The organism is Archangium violaceum Cb vi76, assembly GCF_000733295.1.
In the GTDB taxonomy this organism is placed as follows: domain Bacteria; phylum Myxococcota; class Myxococcia; order Myxococcales; family Myxococcaceae; genus Archangium; species Archangium violaceum.
This window is the reverse complement of sequence record NZ_JPMI01000350.1, coordinates 1-14,791: the sequence shown is the minus strand read 5'-3', so window position 1 is coordinate 14,791 and position 14,791 is coordinate 1. Positions and strand designations below refer to the sequence as shown.

The window sequence follows — 14,791 nt, the reverse complement described above, 5'->3', positions numbered from 1 at the left end:
GATGGATGTTGATGATCCGGTTCGGATACGCGGCGACGAAGCCGCTGGTCAGAATCTGCATGTACCGGGCGAGCACGACCAGGTCGACCCGCTCCTCGGCCAGCCGGGCCAGGATGCGCCGCTCCTGCTCCGCCTTGTTCCCCGCGATGGGCTCGTGCACGAAGGTGTAGCCGCGGCGGGTGAACTCCGGACCGAGGTCCGGGTGGTTGGAGATGATGACGGGCACCTCGCACTGGAGCTCCCCGGTGCGGTGACGGTCGAGAATGTCCATCCCGCAGTGCGCGTGCTTCGAGATGAGGATGCCCACGCGCAGCCGCTCGGACAGCACCCGCAGCGAGTGCTGCATCCCCAGGGCGTCCAGCCCCTTCGTCAGCTCGGTGCGAACGCGCTCCCACCCTTCCGGAACGGGGAACTCGATGCGCTGGAAGAAGAGGTTGGCCTCCGCGTCCAGGTGCTGGTCCGCGTGGTGGATGTTGAGCCCCAGCTTGAACAGGAGCCCGGACACATCCGAGACGATTCCCGGCCGGTCCGGGCCGGTGATGCGAACGACTGCGCGGTGGGTCGAGGTCATTGGCTCCACCACTAACACGAGGCCGTTGGGTTCGCGCCCCGTTCCTGAGGCCAGGGGGCAGCAGGTTCGATTCCTGCCACCTGGCCCGTTCACCGGCTCAGAACAGGACGGGCAGCTTCGCGAACCCGCGCAGGAAGGCGTTGTTCCAGCGCAGCTCCTCGCTCGGGATCGCGAATCGCAGCTCCGGCATGCGCCGGAACAGCGTCTCGAAGGCGATCTGCCCCTCCATCCGCGCCAGGGGCGCTCCGATGCAGATGTGGATGCCCTTGCCGAACGCCACATGCTTGTCCGCGTCCGGCCGGGTGATGTCGAAGACGTCGGGATGCGGGAAGCGCGCGGGGTCCCGGTTGGCCGAGGCCAGGCCCACCATCATGGGCTCGCCCTTTTGAATGTGCGTCCCGGCCATGTCGAGGTCCACCTTGGCGATTCGCCTCGAGATGAATTCGACCGGGCCCCAGTACCGCAGCGTCTCCTCGACCATGCCCTTCACCAGTCCGGGATTTGCCTTCAGCTTCGCCAGCTGGTCCGGGTGGCTCAGCAGCGCGTAGACCCCATTGCCAATCAGGTTCACCGTCGTCACGTGCCCGGCGAGGTAGAGGATGAAGACCGTCGATAGCGTCTCCTCCTCGTTCAGCTTGTCGCCGTCCTCCTCGATGCGCAGCAGCTGGCTGATCATGTCGTCCGCCGGCTGCTTCCGCTTGGCCACGAAGAGCCTGCGCAGGTAATCGGTGAACTCCCGCAGTCTGGCCCGGCTCTCCGTGTCCATCCCCTGGCCCCGGTTGCCCCCGAGCAGACTCTCCGTCCAGACCCGCACCATCTCCCGGTCCTCGCGCGGAATGCCGAGCATGTCCGAGATGACCGTGACCGGCAGCGGGTAGGCGAACTCCGCGATGAGGTCCATGCGCCGCTCCGGCCGGGACTCGCCGCGCTCGGCCGCCGCGCGCTCGGCGGCGTCCAGGAGCTCCTCCGCGATCCGCTGGATTCGCGCCCGCAGCGGCTCCATCGCACGTGGGGTGAAGCTCGGCTGGATGAGCTTGCGCAGCCGCGTGTGATCCGGCGGATCCGCGGTGAGCAGGCTCTTGAAAACGGGCCGCAGCTCCTCCGGAACCTGGGGCAGCCTCTTCTGCTGCTCCGGGGTGATGGCGGTGCGGGGATTCGACGACAGGCGGTCATCGAGCAGGGAGGCGATCACGTCGTCGTACCGGGTGATGAAGAGGTGCTCGCGCCCGAGGAACTCGCGGAACTCCGAGTCCGACCCCGCCGGGCCGGCGTTCTCCCCGAAGGAGAAGGTCACCCGCGCGACGCGCTCCTTCTCCCTCGCCTTCGCGTAGTCCTCGGGCGAGACATGCGGATCCAGGGTGAGGATCATCGGGCCCGCGGACGGCGCCTCGGGAGAAGTCTGCTCTTGTGCCGCGTTGGTGTCATGCGCTGCCATGTCGTCCTCCTTCACTCATCGAATGACTCGTCGGGAAAGCCGGCGCGGCCGCGTGCCCGCCTCCCCATGCCGGGGAGGCCGCCGCCGGGCCGTCTTGTCGATGCCGGCTCCGGGCCGTTCGTTCCTCGCAGGCGGCGCAACGGCGTCTGGTTTACCCGGTCCGAGCGCGCGCTCCAGCACGGCGAGCGTGCGGCCCAACGCGAGGAGATCCGGAGGCGCCGCCACGGCCAGGTGCTCCGCGAGGGCTCCGGTCAGCTTGTCGTCGACCGAGCGACTCATCTCCAGACCCTTCGCGGTGAGCACCAGGTACAGCCGCCGGCGATCTCTTGGATCAGCCGCTCGCCGCACCAGCCCGCGCCGCTCCAGCCGGTCGATGACCCCGGTAACGACGGCCGGCGTGACCTGCCATCTCCGCGCCAGATCCGTTGCCGAGCGGGCCCCCTCCTGAATGGCACGCAGTGCCGCGTACTGGCGCAGGCTCAGGTCCAGGCCGGCGCTGACCTGGCTCACCAGCTCCCGGGTCCAGCGCGTCAGGTGCGGAAGGAACTGGAGCAACTGCGCGGCGTGTTGGAGGGGAAGGTCGCTCGGAGCCATGGGGGGGAAGATTTTACGTCATCAATAATATACGACGTAAATCAATATTCCCAGCCGGGCCATCCGGGACCGTGGGGCTCCCGCCTTCTCAGTGGGTCGGGCGGGGCATGCGCGGAGGTACCAGGAACGCCACACGCCGAAACAGTTCCAACCCGGTGAAGAGCAGGTGCGTGGTGTCGTCCGGCAGTGGGCGTTTCATCCTGAACCATCCCCCCCTCCAAGAAAGCCTCGCGGGATTGACAAGGAGTATGGGCTGGCCGCAACGTCCAATACTTCAACTTCATGCTCACACAAGGGGGGGATTCGATGACTGTTGAGACGAAGAGTCTGGCTGGAGCGAAGACGGTCGACACCCAGGGCGCGGAGGCACGTGCCAAGGGCGTCAAGACTGGCATGAGCCGCAAGCACAACGGCATGCGCGCAAGCGCTCAGGGCATCAAGGCCAAAACGCGCATCAAGGCGGGGAAGGTGATCGTGAACCACAACGGCACGTTCGTCCGCGTGTGAGGTGAGCCGGATGCGGCGCCACCTCCCTTCGCCGGTGGACGAGGGCTGTCGCTTCCACGCGAGAGCCCTCGAGTACGACGCCGCCGGGCAGCCGCGGCGCGCCCGCGCGTCCGCGCTCGCCGCGCTGCGCCTCTTCGAGCGGGAGCTGGGCCCGACCCATCCAGACGTCGCCAACGTCCAACTGGTCCTCTCCCGGGTGGCCATCTCGCTCGGCGACCCGGCCGAGGCCGAGCAGCACGCGGGTAAGGCGTGGTGCGCACTCATGGGGCTCCGGGCAAGCGAAGACGTCAGGCGACTGCGCGTCCAGGCGCTCTGTGCGCTCTCCACCGGCCAGCGTCTGATGGGGCGCCATGCCCAGGCCCTCCGCCAGGCGCGCCGGGCGCTGCGCCTGGCGGAGGAGACCCTCGGTCGTCGCGACCTCGAGGTGGCCAGCGCCCTCACCGAGCTGGCCCTGGTGGGCAAGCACCAGGGCCACTTCGCCGAAAGCGGACGGCTGTATCGCCGCGCGCTGCGCATCATGGAGAGGGTCTACGGGCCTGAGCACGTCGAGCTGGCCGACCTCTACCACAACCTGGGAGGCATCGAGCATGCCCGGGGACGGCCGCGGCGAGGCGAGCCGTTCGCTCGGCGCGCCGTGGCGTTGCGGAAGGCGGCGCTTGGCGAGCATCACCCGCTCGTCGCGCAGGATGAGGCCGCGCTCGCTGCCCTCCTCGACGCCCAGGGCTCGAGCGAGGAGGCCGAGGAAATCTACCGCCGTGTGCTTTCCCTCTTCGCGCGCGGTCCGAGCCGCAACGCCTACGAGGTGGCCTTCCACTCCAACAACCTCGCCGCCCTGCTGTCCGCCAGGGGCGCGCTGGGCGAGGCGGAGCGCCTCTACCGGCGCGCGGCCCGTACATTCCGGCGGCTCCTGAGCCCGCGCCACCCCGATGTGGCCATGGTCCTCAACAACCTGGGCACTCTGCAGCTCAAGCGGGGGCGGCCGCACGTTGCCCGGAAGTTGCTGCGAGAGGCCCTGGCCATTCTCGAGCCCCTCCTCTCCCCCTCCCATCCCCACGTGCTCGCCTGCCGGGAGAATCTGGCCCGACTCGTAGAGAGGCAAGGACATGCACCCGCCAGGCACTGAGAGGAGGGTCGCCAAGCACTTCCGGGCCGGCACGCACCGCACGCGCCCTCCCGACCAGACGTTCCGGGACTATTCGCGCTTCATGGGCCCCATGGGCATCACCCGGCTGGCCAACGTCACCGGGTTGGATTTCATCGGGGTGCCCGTCTACGTGGCCGTCCGCCCCAACGCGCGCTCCCTCAGCGTCACCCAGGGCAAGGGGCTCGACCCGGACTCGGCCAAGGTGTCCGCGCTGATGGAGGCCATCGAGTGCTGGCACGCGGAGCACATCGACAAGCCGCTGCGCTACGAGTCCCCGCACGCCCTGCGCCGCAGCGCCGAGGTGATGGACCTCGAGCCCCTCCTGGCGCAGATGGGGCGTGAGTCGCTCCCTCATGCGCCCCTCCTCTGGATGGAGGGGTACGACCTGATTCGTCAAACCGCCGTCTGGGTTCCCTGGGAGCTCGTCAGCCTGTACGACGTGCCCCCCCCGGGCGTGGTGCGCACCTTCACCCCCAGCAGCAACGGTCTGGCCTCCGGCAACCACCTCCTGGAGGCCATGGTCCACGGCCTGTGTGAGCTCATCGAGCGGGATGCGACCACGCTGTGGTTCCTCTCCGAGGATGGGACGGGCGGCAAGGCGTCGCAGCTCCGGCTGGACACGGTGGAGGAGCCGCTGTGCCGCGCGCTGCTCGAGCGCCTGGCCGAGGCCGGGCTGCGGGTGGGCGTGTACGACAACACGTCCGACGTGGGGATTGCCTCCTACCAGTGCGTCCTCTTCGACAAACCCGGGGCGTTGCGGCGCATGGGGTATTTCTGGGGGTTTGGCTGCCACCTCGCGCCGGAGGTGGCGCTGCTGCGCGCGCTCACCGAGGCGGTGCAATGCCGGCTGACGGAAATCACCGGCACGCGCGACGACATCCCCTGGGAGGCGTACCAGCAGAACCGGGACGAGGAGGAGCTGCGCGAGATGGAGCGGCTCATCCTGGAGCCTCCGCCGAGCCTGCGCTTCGATGCGCGGCGCTCGCTCGCGGGCGAGGGCTTCGAGGAGGACCTGACACGGGTGTTGGAGGCGCTGCGCGGCGCCGGCATCACCAGCGTGGTCGCGGTAGACCTCACGAGGCCGGAGGTGGGCGTCCCCGTGGTGAAGATGCTCGCCCCCGAGCTCGAGAGCGGCGCGCTGGAGGGTCCCTTCGGGACGAGGGCGCGCAGGCGGATGCTCCAAGGCGAGGAGCCTCGATGAGTGTCTACGTCTTCCTGGGCCCGAGCCATCCGCTCGAGCAGGCCCAGCGGCTGCTTGATGCGTATTACCTGCCTCCGGTGGCGGCCGGGGACGTCAGCGCCCTGGTCGAGCGCCGGCCCCGAGCCATCGTCATCATTGATGGATATTTCGAGCAGGTGCCCTCGGTTCGGCACAAGGAAATCCTCTACGCCCTCAGCCAGGGCATCCGGGTTTTCGGCAGCTCGAGCATGGGCGCCCTGCGGGCCGCGGAGCTGCACCCTTACGGGATGGAAGGGGTGGGACGCATCTTCGAGGCCTACCGCAGCGGCGAGTACGAGGATGACGACGAGGTCGCGGTGAGCCACGCCCCCGAGTCGCTCGGGTACCGGGCGCTCTCCGAGGCGATGGTGAACGTGCGCGAGGGGTTGCGCCTTGCGCGGGAGGCCGGAGTCATCAGCCCGGGCACTCACGACCTGCTGAGGGAGCATGCCAAGCGGAAGTACTACGCCGACCGCGCCTGGCCGGACCTGTGGCGCGCGGGGATGTGGCCAGGCGTCCCCCGCGACGAGCTGGATGGGCTCCGGGCGCTGGTGACCCGGGAGAAGCCCGATCTCAAGCGGGAGGATGCGGCCCGGCTGCTGGAGCACGTCTCGCGGGAGCTGGCCGAGGTCCGCGCCCCCCGCCCCCCCTGCTTCGATTTCGAGTCCACCAGCTCCTGGCGCGCCTTTCACGCAAGGGCGAGCCGGCGCGGTCTGTTGGGTGTCCGGGACGAGACGTTGAAGGCGGTGGGTCGCCACGTGTGGCTGTTCTCGCCCGCGCGTGACGCGCTCTTGCGCTCGGCGCTCGGCCACCACCTGATGGAGGCGCAGGCGGAGCGGCTGGGCATCGCGCTGTCCGAGCGCGACCGGGGCCCGGCGGAGCAGGAGTCCCTCACGGACAGGTGGCAAGCCCATGCGGACGCCCTCACCGAGGCCGTGCTGGCGCGGTCGGCCCCGGAGGTGGATGTGCAACTGCCGCTGGAGCTGCTGCGCCGTGGCGAGTGGGATTCCACCCTCGCCGCGGTGCGGGAAAAGGAGCGCCGTCTCGGTGAGCGGGGCGGGGCCGCCCTCACGCCGCAGTCCGCGGGCGTGTCGGTGGATACCCTGCGGGAGTGGTTTGCTCAGAGGGCCGGACTGGAGCGCGCCTCGCTCGCGGAGTACGCCGCGCACCTCGGGCTTGCCGAGGACGAGTTGTTGGGGGAATGGCTCGCCCAGTACTTGCTTGAAAGTCCCCCTCCTTGCCCGGCTGGAAATGGGGCGGGCCAGGAGGGGACGCGGAGGGATATCGATTCTTAAGCACTCCGGGCGGTTACGAGCGTGGGTTCGATTCCCGCCGCCTCCCTCACGGGCTCAGCCCTTGAGCACGGCGATGGGTGAGCCACCCGCCCCGCCCCGTGCGAGCAGGAACGGAAGGACCTCGCCTCTCCCCTCCCCTCCACCACGTACGAGGCCGTCCCCATCGAGCCGGGAATGACGCCCCGTTGCCCGGCCTCCAACTCCACCGCGCCCTTGCGGTGCACGAGCAACGTGCGCCCCAGGGCGGCTTCGGCCAGGCCGTTCGCGAGGATCCATCGGCGGTAGAACGCGGAAGCCATGGACGGTCCAGGTATCTCTCAACCCGGGCAGCGGCCCGCCGTTCTCACATGGGGGCGGGCGCTTCAGGCGCCATGGGCTCGGCGGGAGCATGCGCCCATCGCTCGGCGCGCTCCTTCACGCCCCGCAGCCATTTGCGCTCCATGAGGAGCTGGCCGATGTCGAGGAAGGACAGGACGAGCAGCATGTCCCGTGTCGAGTTGAACCGGGTACGGCACCGGGAGACCAGACGCGTGGAGTGCTCGTCGAGTGGTTCGAGCGCCATGGTCCAGGTGGCCTCGCCCCAGGGGGCCGGCGTGGAGCCTCCCAGCACCAGGGCGTGGTCGGGCTCGAGGACCTTCACCTGCATGACGTAGTCGTCCTGGGGCTCCACCGCGAGTGGCTCCCCCACCTTCACATTCTGGAACTCGGGGAGGATCCGCTCCGCGTTCTCCAACCGCATGCCGAGCAGCCGCTCGATCCACACGTAGCTGTAGAAGCCGCCGCGGCCCTCGCCCATCTGGATCAGCCAGGGCCAGATCCGCTCAGGCCGGGCCTGGATGGTGATGGCCCGGGTCGTCACGTACTGGGGCTCCTGCACGAGCTCGTCCCCCGGCATCGCGCGCATGACTTCCTCGTCGGTCGCGCCCCACCGCAGGAGCCACGGCCGCAGCCACCGCAGGTACGCGAGCGCACCTGCTCCCGCCATCGCCAGTCCACCCGCCATCCAGGTCATCGGGCTTCGTTTCATGACGCCCCCTCCGCTGCCCGGATGATTCCGGCGGCAGCACGAGCCCACAGCCGGAAGATGTGTCCGCCCCGCGCCCGCCGTAACGGCTGCCAGTGCGAGCACAAGCTCCAGTTCTGGACGGAACCGGTGACCGGCGGCCCTTCCTCCAGGCGCCTGCGCCCGTGCCTCCAGGAGGGCGAGGCCCATCCAGGTCGCGCCGGATGACATCGGGCTTCCCCAACAGCACCGTCCCGTGCGTCTCATGCATGAGGCCGGGGATGCACCTCGGCCGGACTCGCGGTGGGGAGCGTGAAGAAGAAGGTGCTCCCCACCCCGGGGCTGCTCTCGACCCGGAGGTGTCCGCCGTGCGCGTCGACGAGCCCCTTCACGATGGCCAGTCCCAGGCCCGCCCCCTGCTTCCTCCCCGCGGAGGCCTGCCAGAAGGGCTCGAAGAGGTGGGGCAGATCCTCCTCGGGAATCCCGGAGCCCGTGTCGCTCACCGAGAACCGCACCAGGCTCCCCGCCGGCTCGGCCCGGAGCAGGATCCGTCCTCCCATGGGCGTGAACTTGAGCGCGTTGCCGAGCAGGTTCGAGAGGATCTGCAGCACCCGGTCGCGGTCGGCGAAGACGGGCGGCGCATCTTCGGGGACGGAGACCATGAGCTGGATGGACTTCTCCTCCGCGAGTGCGCGATGCAGCTCGGCGGCCTCCCGGACGAGGGGCGCGGTCTGCTCCGGTCCCCGGTCCACGGACAGACGGCCGGCTTCCATCCGGGCGATGTCCAGCAGATCCAGGATGAGCCGGGTGGCCCGGTCCACCGCCTTCTGGATGGCTTCGAGCGGCTTCGTGTCGGTGGCCCGCTTCTCGGGCGGATGTTTCAGGAGCACCTTCGTGCTCAGGGAGATGACGTTGAGCGGGGTGCGCAGATCATGGGCGACGATCCGCAGCACCTCGTCGCGGGTATGGGTGGCCTGCTCGGACTTCTCGTGGAGGCAGGCATTGTCGATGGCGAGCGCGGCGCGTTGGGCCAGCTCCTCGGCCAGCGCCAGGTCCCGGGCTTCGTAGCGGCGCCCGGACTCGGACATCACGAGGAGGAGCGTGCCGAGGTTCCGCCCGCGGGTGACGAGGGGCACGACGAGGCCCGAGCGGGGCTCGAGACGGTGGAGCAGCTCCAGGTGATGGGAGTCCTCCGCCGCCGCTTCGAGCACCGCCTCGGAGAACTCCGGCAGGAGCGCCGGCTGCCCCGTCCGCAGCACGTGGGCGAGGAGGTGTCTCGGGTTGGACGGGCGCCGGGGCTGGGTGGTGAGCAGCTCGCGAAGGAGCCGTGACTTCTCCGGGGAGTCCGCCAGTCCTTCCACCCGCTTCACCCGCCCCTCCTCATCCAGCTGCTCGACCAGGCTCCAGTCCGCCAGCGCGGGAACGGCCAGGCCCGCCACGGTGGTGAGCGTGGTCTGCGCGTCGAGCGACGCCGCGAGCCGTGGGCCCGCCTCGGCCAGGAAGCGCCAGGCCTGCTCGAGCTGCTTGCGCTCGGAGATGTCCTGGAGCTGCTCGATGTAATGGAGCGGTTCTCCCCGGGCGCCACGGACCAGCGAGCCCGTCAGCAGGATGGTCACCCGGTGGCCGTCCTTGTGGATGTAGCGCTTCTCCATCTGGTACGAGCTGATCTCCCCCTGGAGCAGCCGGTGCGCGTTCGCCAGGTGCAGCTCCAGATCCTCGGGCCAGGTGATGTCCTGGAACGTCTTGGTGATGAGCTCCTTGTGTGAGTAGCCGACGATCCCACACAGCGAGCCATTCACGTTCAGGAACCGGCCATCCAGGCCGACCAGGGCCATCCCGATGGGGGCATCCTCGAACGAGGTCCGGAAGCGCTCCTCGCTGTTGCGAAGTCCCTCCTCGGCGCGTTGGCGCGCGGTGATGTCCCGCACGATGACGGTGAGGAGCTCCGTTCCGTCCACCCGCAGCTTCGAGATGCTGGCCTCCGCGGGGAACTCGTCGCCATTCTTGCGCCGGCCGATGATGGTCCGCCGCTCTCCCATGTGACGGGCTGTCTGCCCGCTGGCCGCGAACTCCCGGATGTGTTGCCGGTGGATGGCCTGGAACCGCTCGGGCAGGAGCAGATTCAGGGGACGGCCCAGGACCTCGTTCGCGGGGTAGCCGAAGATGTGTTCCGCCCCGGTGTTGAAGAGGGTGATCCTCTGCGCCTCGTCGATCGAGAGGATGGCATCGGCCGCGGTGGAGACGATGCCGGCGAAGCGGGCCTCCGACAGCCGGAGGGACTGCTCCATGGCGTGGCGCTGCGCATCCAGCCGGGAGAGGGTGCTCGCGTTGCGCGCGAGCACGAACAGGAAGGCCACCATGGTGGCGAGCACGAAGAGGGAGACCCCGAGGGTGGTCCCGAAGAGCCCCAGCCGCTCTCCCAGGAGCCACATGCCGCCCACCAGCAGGGGGGTGAGGAGGACGGCGGGCAGGAGCCGGCGCACCAGGATGCCCCCCACATCGTCCCGGAGGAGCAGCCCCGTCAGCCCGCGCTCGGGATGGACGGACAGGATGCCGAGCGACAACAGCAGGAAGAGCGCCGCCGTATGCACGGCCATGGGCGTGAAGGGCGGCAGGAAGGAGAAGAGCCGCCTGGGCCCGAACAGGCTCTCCTCCAGGTACATGTACCCGATGAGGACCTGGGCGGAGAGGAGCGTGACGGTCAGGGCCAGGAAGCGGGCGGGGAGCCTCCCCTGGCGCGTCCTGACATGCAGCAGCAGGAGTGCCCCCCCCAGGAGGCAGAAGTTCATCGCCGTCATGGGCGAGGGCCTTCCCGGGGACAGGGGAACCATGCGCTGGACGGTCCCTCCGAAGAGGAGGAGGTCGATTCCGGCGTCGAGCCCGAAGAGGTACTCGGCGAGCGTCAGGCCGCCCAGCAGCAGGGTGACGAGTGCCAGCGCCTGGCCCGTTGTACGCCGCCGCCGGTCCGGCCCTTCCGGGTGGAGCAACCAGAGCGCGAGGCCACTCAGGATGAAGCCGATCGCGGTGTTCGGCATCATGCTGATCGCGCCCTGCACGGGAATCAGCCGGGTGAGGGGCCTGCTGCCCAGGGCCCAGCCGAGCAGATTGAAGGAGGCGACCAGGACGGCGAGCCCACTGACGGCAGGCGCCAGCGGCGCGAGCCCCTGCTTGAGCCGGCGGAGAGAAGCGCGATGAGGCGACGTCGTCATGGGCGGGTGGACGGAGTGAGCGTCATCTGGAAGGGGGCGGATGTCTTGCTCAACGGTGAATCGGCTCCGGGCCCATGGGGACTGGGGAAAGGAGACCGTCCGGCGCAGCCCGGCCTTGCTTCGCCCTTCGGGAGGCGAGGCGGGAGGGCCCTTGCTGCCTCCCCGTTCCCCAGGAGCGCGAGGCGTGCAGGGGTTGCGCCAGGAGCCGGCTCCGGGCGCACGGGTTGCGCCGGGTGACACCGGCTTTCCCCGGCAGCACCGTTGGAATGAAGAGTGCTAGCGCGCCAGGAAGGGAGGGCTCATGAACGCGCAAGACTGGCGGGGACGTTACGCGGACAAGGTGTCGACGGCGGAGGAGGCCATCCGCCTGATCCGCCCGGGGCGGCGCATCCTCATCGGCTCGGGGGCTGCCGAGCCCGTGGCCCTGGTCAAGGCCCTGGTGGAGAAGGGCGAGCACCTGGCCGACAACGAGGTGGTGCACCTGATGACGCTGGGGCCGGCGCCGTATGTGGAGCCCGAGTACCAGCACCGCTTCCGGCACATCGCCTTCTTCATCGGCGCCAACACGCGCAAGGCGGTCCAGGAGGGCCGGGCGGACTTCATGCCCGTGTTCCTCTCGGAGATTCCCGAGCTCATCCGGAGCAACCGCGTCCGGGTGGACGTGGCCCTGCTGCAGGTGAGCCCGCCGGATGCGCATGGGTACGTGAGCCTGGGCGTCTCGGTGGACGTGGTGCGCTCGGCGGTGGAGGCGGCCTCGCTGCTCATCGCCGAGGTCAACCCCCACATGCCGCGCACCCATGGGGATTCCTTCGTCCACGTGAGCCGCCTGCACCGGTTGGTCCCGGTGGATCAACCGCTCCTGGAGCGCCCCCACGAGGAGCAGGACGAGGTGTCACGGGAGATCGGGAGCCACATCGCGCGGCTGATTCCGGACGGGGCCACGCTGCAACTGGGCATCGGGAGGATTCCGGACGCGGTGCTGGCGCAGCTGACGGGGCACACGGATCTCGGGCTGCACACGGAGATGATGTCGGACGGGGTGATGCACCTGGTGGAGGCGGGCGTCATCACCGGGCGCAGGAAGACGCTGCTGCCGGGCAAGCTGGTGACGTCCTTCATCATGGGAACCCGGAAGCTGTACGCATGGGCCCACGACAACCCGGCCATCGAGATGCGGCCGAGCGACTTCACCAATGATCCGGGCGTGATCGCCCGGAACGAGCGGATGGTGGCCATCAACGGAGCGCTGGCGGTGGACCTGACCGGGCAGGTGGCGGCGGACACGCTGGGCGGGTGTTTCTTCTCGGGGATTGGCGGGCAGGTGGACTTCATCCGGGGCGCGGCGCGCAGCCGGGGAGGGCGGCCGATCATCGCGTTGCCCTCGACGGCGAAGGGCGGCACGGTGAGCCGGATTCAGGTGGCGCTGGAGGGGGGCACGGGCGTGGTGACGAGCCGCGGAGACGTGCACTACGTGGTGACGGAGTACGGGGTGGCGGACCTGTGGGGGAAGAACATCCGCGAGCGAGCCAAGGCGCTCATCCACATCGCCCACCCGGACTTCCGCGCGGAGTTGATGGCGGCGGCCAAGGAGCGGCACTGGGTGCTGCCGGACCAGGTGGTGCCCCGGGCACGCTACCCGTGGGCGGAGGAGCGGGTGGAGCGCATCCTCTCCGGGCAGGAGCTGCTCATCCGCCCCGCGCGCATCACCGACGAGCGAGCGTTGCAGGAGCTGTTGTATGGGCTGAGCGACGACAGCACGTACCGGCGCTTCATGTGCTTCAAGAAGCGGCACCCCCACGAGGAGGTGCAGGAGTTGGTGAACCCGGACTACGAGCAGAACATGGCGCTGGTGGCGTGTGTGCCGGGCACGGAGGAACTGGTGGGCGTGGTGCGCTACGACGTGGTGGCCGCGACGGGGTTGGGGGACGTGGCCTTCGTGGTGCGCGATGACTGGCAGGGTAAGGGCGTGGGCACGGCACTGATGAGACGCATTCGCGAGGCGGCCCAGGCGCGGGGGCTACCGGGATTCCAAGCGGATGTGCTGGTGTCGAACAAGCCCATGCTCGACGTCTTCCACGAGAGCGGGCTGCCCGTGCAGGCCCGCCTGGAGGGAAGCAGCTATCACCTGGAGCTGCTGTTTCCTGGCCACGCTCCGGGCGGGCTCAGCGGGCCGGGGGATGGACCCAGCGCGAGCCCGGCTCGGAGAACGACGGGCCCCGGCGCATGAAGGTGCGCTTCTCTACCTTCTCGGCTCATACCGCATGCCCACCGCCCCCGAGGCGAACTCCAGTCGGTCTGGGAGTGCCAGGCGGCGGGTTCGATTCCCGCCGCTTCCACTTTTTTACGCCGTGCTTATGGGTGGTTAGCAGCTTCCTCCATCCGTGTTGCACGTATGTCGCACGCGGGCGCAGAGGGCCGGTCGAGAACCCCGACCGCCTCTCTGCGCGTGTCCGGGCTCAGGTGGGCATAGCGTTCCGTCATGTCGATGGTCGCGTGCCCCATCAGCTCTTTGATGACCGTCAGCGGTATCCCCCTCATGGCGAGGTGGCTGCCGTAGGTGTGCCGCAAGTCGTGCCAGCCGATGCGGCCTTGCTCGCGAGAGATGCCCGCCCGCTGGAGGGCCCGGCGCAGCGGCAGCTTGAGGAGCCCGTCGGTAAGCGGCTGGCCGTCCTCCTGGCAGAACACGTAAGGGCCGCGCAGGTGCCGGTGTCCCTTGAGCGCGTCCACTGCCGAGCCGGGCAGTTCCACCGTTCGCTCGCGTCCGCCCTTGGGCAAGCCCGAGACACCGCGCCAGATGGTACGGCGGACGTGCAGCTTGCCGCGCTGCAAGTCCACGTCACCCCACTGGAGCCCGAGCAGCTCCCCTTGTCGCAGCCCCGCCTTGAGCGCCACCAGGAGCAACGCTCGCCATTCCGGCTCAGCGGCGTTGCTCAGGCGCTCTGCCTCCTCGAAGGTGAGGAAATCAAAGGGCGGCTTCGGCAGCTTCGTGAAGAGCCTCACGCGCGGGGCCTGCTCTATTACCCGCTGCTCTTCCGCGACCGCCAGCAGCTTGCTCAGCACCGTCAACACGTTGTTGATGGTTTTGAGGCTCAGCGGCTTCGGTTCCTCGCCGCTGCGCTTGCGGAGGGCTGCCCGCATGGGGGCCTCCTTCCGGGCGCGCGCTGCCGACTTCTTCTTGCGCATGACAGCCTTGAAATCCTCCATCTCAGCCGGGCCAATGGCAGACAGCGCCATTTCACCGAAAAACGGCAGGATGTGAGCCTCCAGGATTTGGCTCTTGCTGACGACGCTGGAGTGCTTGTTGTTGTTCTCGCTGTAGGTCCGGAAGCGCGGGGCAAACTCCGCCAACGTCATAGGGCGCTCCCCGCTGTTGTTCTCCTTTCCGAAGGTTCCATTGAGGAGGGAGGCGCGCAATTCGCGCTCGTACTGCTCGGCACCCCGGCGCGTCTGCACGGGCGAGAACTTCACGACTCGCTGTCGCCGTCCGTCCGAGTGGTGGAACATGAAGTCCACTTGCCAAGCCTCCTCGACCTTCCCTGCCTTGTTCTGCCACTTCCGCAATCTGACGCTCATTTCCGACTCCCGAGCGCAGAATCACGGCCCTTACCGGCTGTCCACTCTAGCAGGGCAGCGCGGCGGATGCGGAGGGTTTTTCCGATGCGAGCGACGCCGGGAACCTGCTCAAGCCGGATCGCTTCGTAGAGAGTCTTCCTGTTCACGCGCAGTATTTCGGCGGCTTCCTCCACCGTGAGAAATGCGGGCGCGGCGTCCGCAGAGACGGGGGGCGTGCTCATGGCTGGCGCCCCTCCTGCAT

The 14,791-nt window shown here is 69.0% G+C and carries 12 protein-coding genes, 1 tRNA gene and 1 pseudogene; 6 read left to right on the top strand and 8 right to left on the bottom strand.

The genetic code is table 11. From position 1 onward, the window contains the following. The 3 genes from Q664_RS44735 to Q664_RS53580 form a co-directional block, all read right to left on the bottom strand. A partial coding sequence (locus Q664_RS44735) for a formyltransferase family protein (RefSeq protein WP_043411347.1) occupies positions 1 to 571 on the bottom strand: 571 nt, incomplete at its 3' end. Between the two features lie 97 nt (positions 572 to 668). Continuing rightward, entirely contained in the window at positions 669 to 2,006 is a 1,338-nt protein-coding gene (locus tag Q664_RS44730; protein WP_043411362.1) for a cytochrome P450 family protein, read from the bottom strand. A 15-nt stretch (positions 2,007 to 2,021) separates the two neighbouring features. Beyond that, a complete protein-coding gene (locus tag Q664_RS53580; RefSeq protein WP_052519471.1) occupies positions 2,022 to 2,600 on the bottom strand; it encodes a MarR family winged helix-turn-helix transcriptional regulator in 579 nt (192 codons plus the stop codon). Positions 2,601 to 2,906: 306 nt separating this feature from the next. Here Q664_RS53580 and Q664_RS44720 point away from each other — a divergent pair, with 306 nt between their 5' ends. From Q664_RS44720 to Q664_RS54280, 4 genes are read left to right on the top strand one after another with little or no spacing between them, the layout of a single operon-like run. Further along, the gene (locus Q664_RS44720) at positions 2,907 to 3,107 is read left to right on the top strand and encodes a hypothetical protein (protein WP_043411345.1); all 201 of its coding nucleotides are present in this window, start codon (positions 2,907 to 2,909) and stop codon (positions 3,105 to 3,107) included. A 10-nt stretch (positions 3,108 to 3,117) separates the two neighbouring features. Then, complete coding sequence (locus Q664_RS44715; RefSeq protein ID WP_043411344.1) at positions 3,118 to 4,230, top strand: tetratricopeptide repeat protein; 1,113 nt, start codon at positions 3,118 to 3,120, stop codon at positions 4,228 to 4,230. Further along, the gene (locus Q664_RS44710; RefSeq protein WP_043411339.1) at positions 4,211 to 5,452 is read left to right on the top strand and encodes a YcaO-like family protein; all 1,242 of its coding nucleotides are present in this window, start codon (positions 4,211 to 4,213) and stop codon (positions 5,450 to 5,452) included. Before Q664_RS44715 ends, Q664_RS44710 begins: the two co-directional genes overlap by 20 nt. Further along, on the top strand, positions 5,449 to 6,765 hold the full coding sequence (locus tag Q664_RS54280; protein ID WP_063934876.1) for a TfuA-like protein: 1,317 nt from the start codon (positions 5,449 to 5,451) through the stop codon (positions 6,763 to 6,765). The genes Q664_RS44710 and Q664_RS54280 overlap by 4 nt, the downstream gene beginning before the upstream one ends. A gap of 83 nt (positions 6,766 to 6,848) precedes the next feature. Here the strand turns inward: Q664_RS54280 and Q664_RS61805 are convergent. The 3 genes and pseudogenes from Q664_RS61805 to Q664_RS53575 form a co-directional block, all read right to left on the bottom strand. After that, positions 6,849 to 7,004 (bottom strand): annotated as a pseudogene (locus tag Q664_RS61805) (RtcB family protein); the annotation flags it as partial. Positions 7,005 to 7,108: 104 nt separating this feature from the next. Further along, positions 7,109 to 7,792 carry a hypothetical protein gene (locus Q664_RS44695; protein ID WP_152622703.1) on the bottom strand — a complete coding sequence of 228 codons (684 nt, stop codon included), beginning with the start codon at positions 7,790 to 7,792 and terminating at the stop codon, positions 7,109 to 7,111. A gap of 239 nt (positions 7,793 to 8,031) precedes the next feature. Next, positions 8,032 to 10,977, bottom strand: coding sequence for a sensor histidine kinase (locus tag Q664_RS53575; RefSeq protein ID WP_052519469.1), 2,946 nt, complete (start codon positions 10,975 to 10,977; stop codon positions 8,032 to 8,034). A 301-nt stretch (positions 10,978 to 11,278) separates the two neighbouring features. Here Q664_RS53575 and Q664_RS62460 point away from each other — a divergent pair, with 301 nt between their 5' ends. Together Q664_RS62460 and Q664_RS58560 are read left to right on the top strand one after the other, a co-directional pair. Further along, positions 11,279 to 13,204 (top strand): bifunctional acetyl-CoA hydrolase/transferase family protein/GNAT family N-acetyltransferase, encoded by a 1,926-nt coding sequence (locus tag Q664_RS62460; RefSeq protein WP_075207687.1) that lies wholly within the window; start codon positions 11,279 to 11,281, stop codon positions 13,202 to 13,204. Positions 13,205 to 13,253: 49 nt separating this feature from the next. Next, positions 13,254 to 13,313: transfer RNA gene (locus tag Q664_RS58560), tRNA-OTHER, on the top strand. 16 nt (positions 13,314 to 13,329) lie between these two features. Here the strand turns inward: Q664_RS58560 and Q664_RS44680 are convergent. Further along, positions 13,330 to 14,550, bottom strand: coding sequence for a tyrosine-type recombinase/integrase (locus Q664_RS44680; protein ID WP_043411331.1), 1,221 nt, complete (start codon positions 14,548 to 14,550; stop codon positions 13,330 to 13,332). Then, positions 14,547 to 14,791 (bottom strand): helix-turn-helix domain-containing protein (locus tag Q664_RS55770; RefSeq protein WP_425117474.1); only part of this gene is annotated, 245 nt, incomplete at its 5' end. The genes Q664_RS55770 and Q664_RS44680, both read right to left, overlap by 4 nt.

Excerpts from the sequence above, each read along its gene's own strand:
- Q664_RS44730 (WP_043411362.1), bottom strand. The coding sequence starts at position 2,006 with ATGGCAGCGCATGACACCAACGCGGCACAAGAGCAGACTTCTCCCGAG.
- Q664_RS53580 (WP_052519471.1), bottom strand. The coding sequence starts at position 2,600 with ATGGCTCCGAGCGACCTTCCCCTCCAACACGCCGCGCAGTTGCTCCAG.
- Q664_RS44720 (WP_043411345.1), top strand. The coding sequence starts at position 2,907 with ATGACTGTTGAGACGAAGAGTCTGGCTGGAGCGAAGACGGTCGACACC.
- Q664_RS44715 (WP_043411344.1), top strand. The coding sequence starts at position 3,118 with ATGCGGCGCCACCTCCCTTCGCCGGTGGACGAGGGCTGTCGCTTCCAC.
- Q664_RS44710 (WP_043411339.1), top strand. The coding sequence starts at position 4,211 with ATGCACCCGCCAGGCACTGAGAGGAGGGTCGCCAAGCACTTCCGGGCC.
- Q664_RS54280 (WP_063934876.1), top strand. The coding sequence starts at position 5,449 with ATGAGTGTCTACGTCTTCCTGGGCCCGAGCCATCCGCTCGAGCAGGCC.
- Q664_RS44695 (WP_152622703.1), bottom strand. The coding sequence starts at position 7,792 with ATGAAACGAAGCCCGATGACCTGGATGGCGGGTGGACTGGCGATGGCG.
- Q664_RS53575 (WP_052519469.1), bottom strand. The coding sequence starts at position 10,977 with ATGACGACGTCGCCTCATCGCGCTTCTCTCCGCCGGCTCAAGCAGGGG.
- Q664_RS62460 (WP_075207687.1), top strand. The coding sequence starts at position 11,279 with ATGAACGCGCAAGACTGGCGGGGACGTTACGCGGACAAGGTGTCGACG.
- Q664_RS44680 (WP_043411331.1), bottom strand. The coding sequence starts at position 14,550 with ATGAGCGTCAGATTGCGGAAGTGGCAGAACAAGGCAGGGAAGGTCGAG.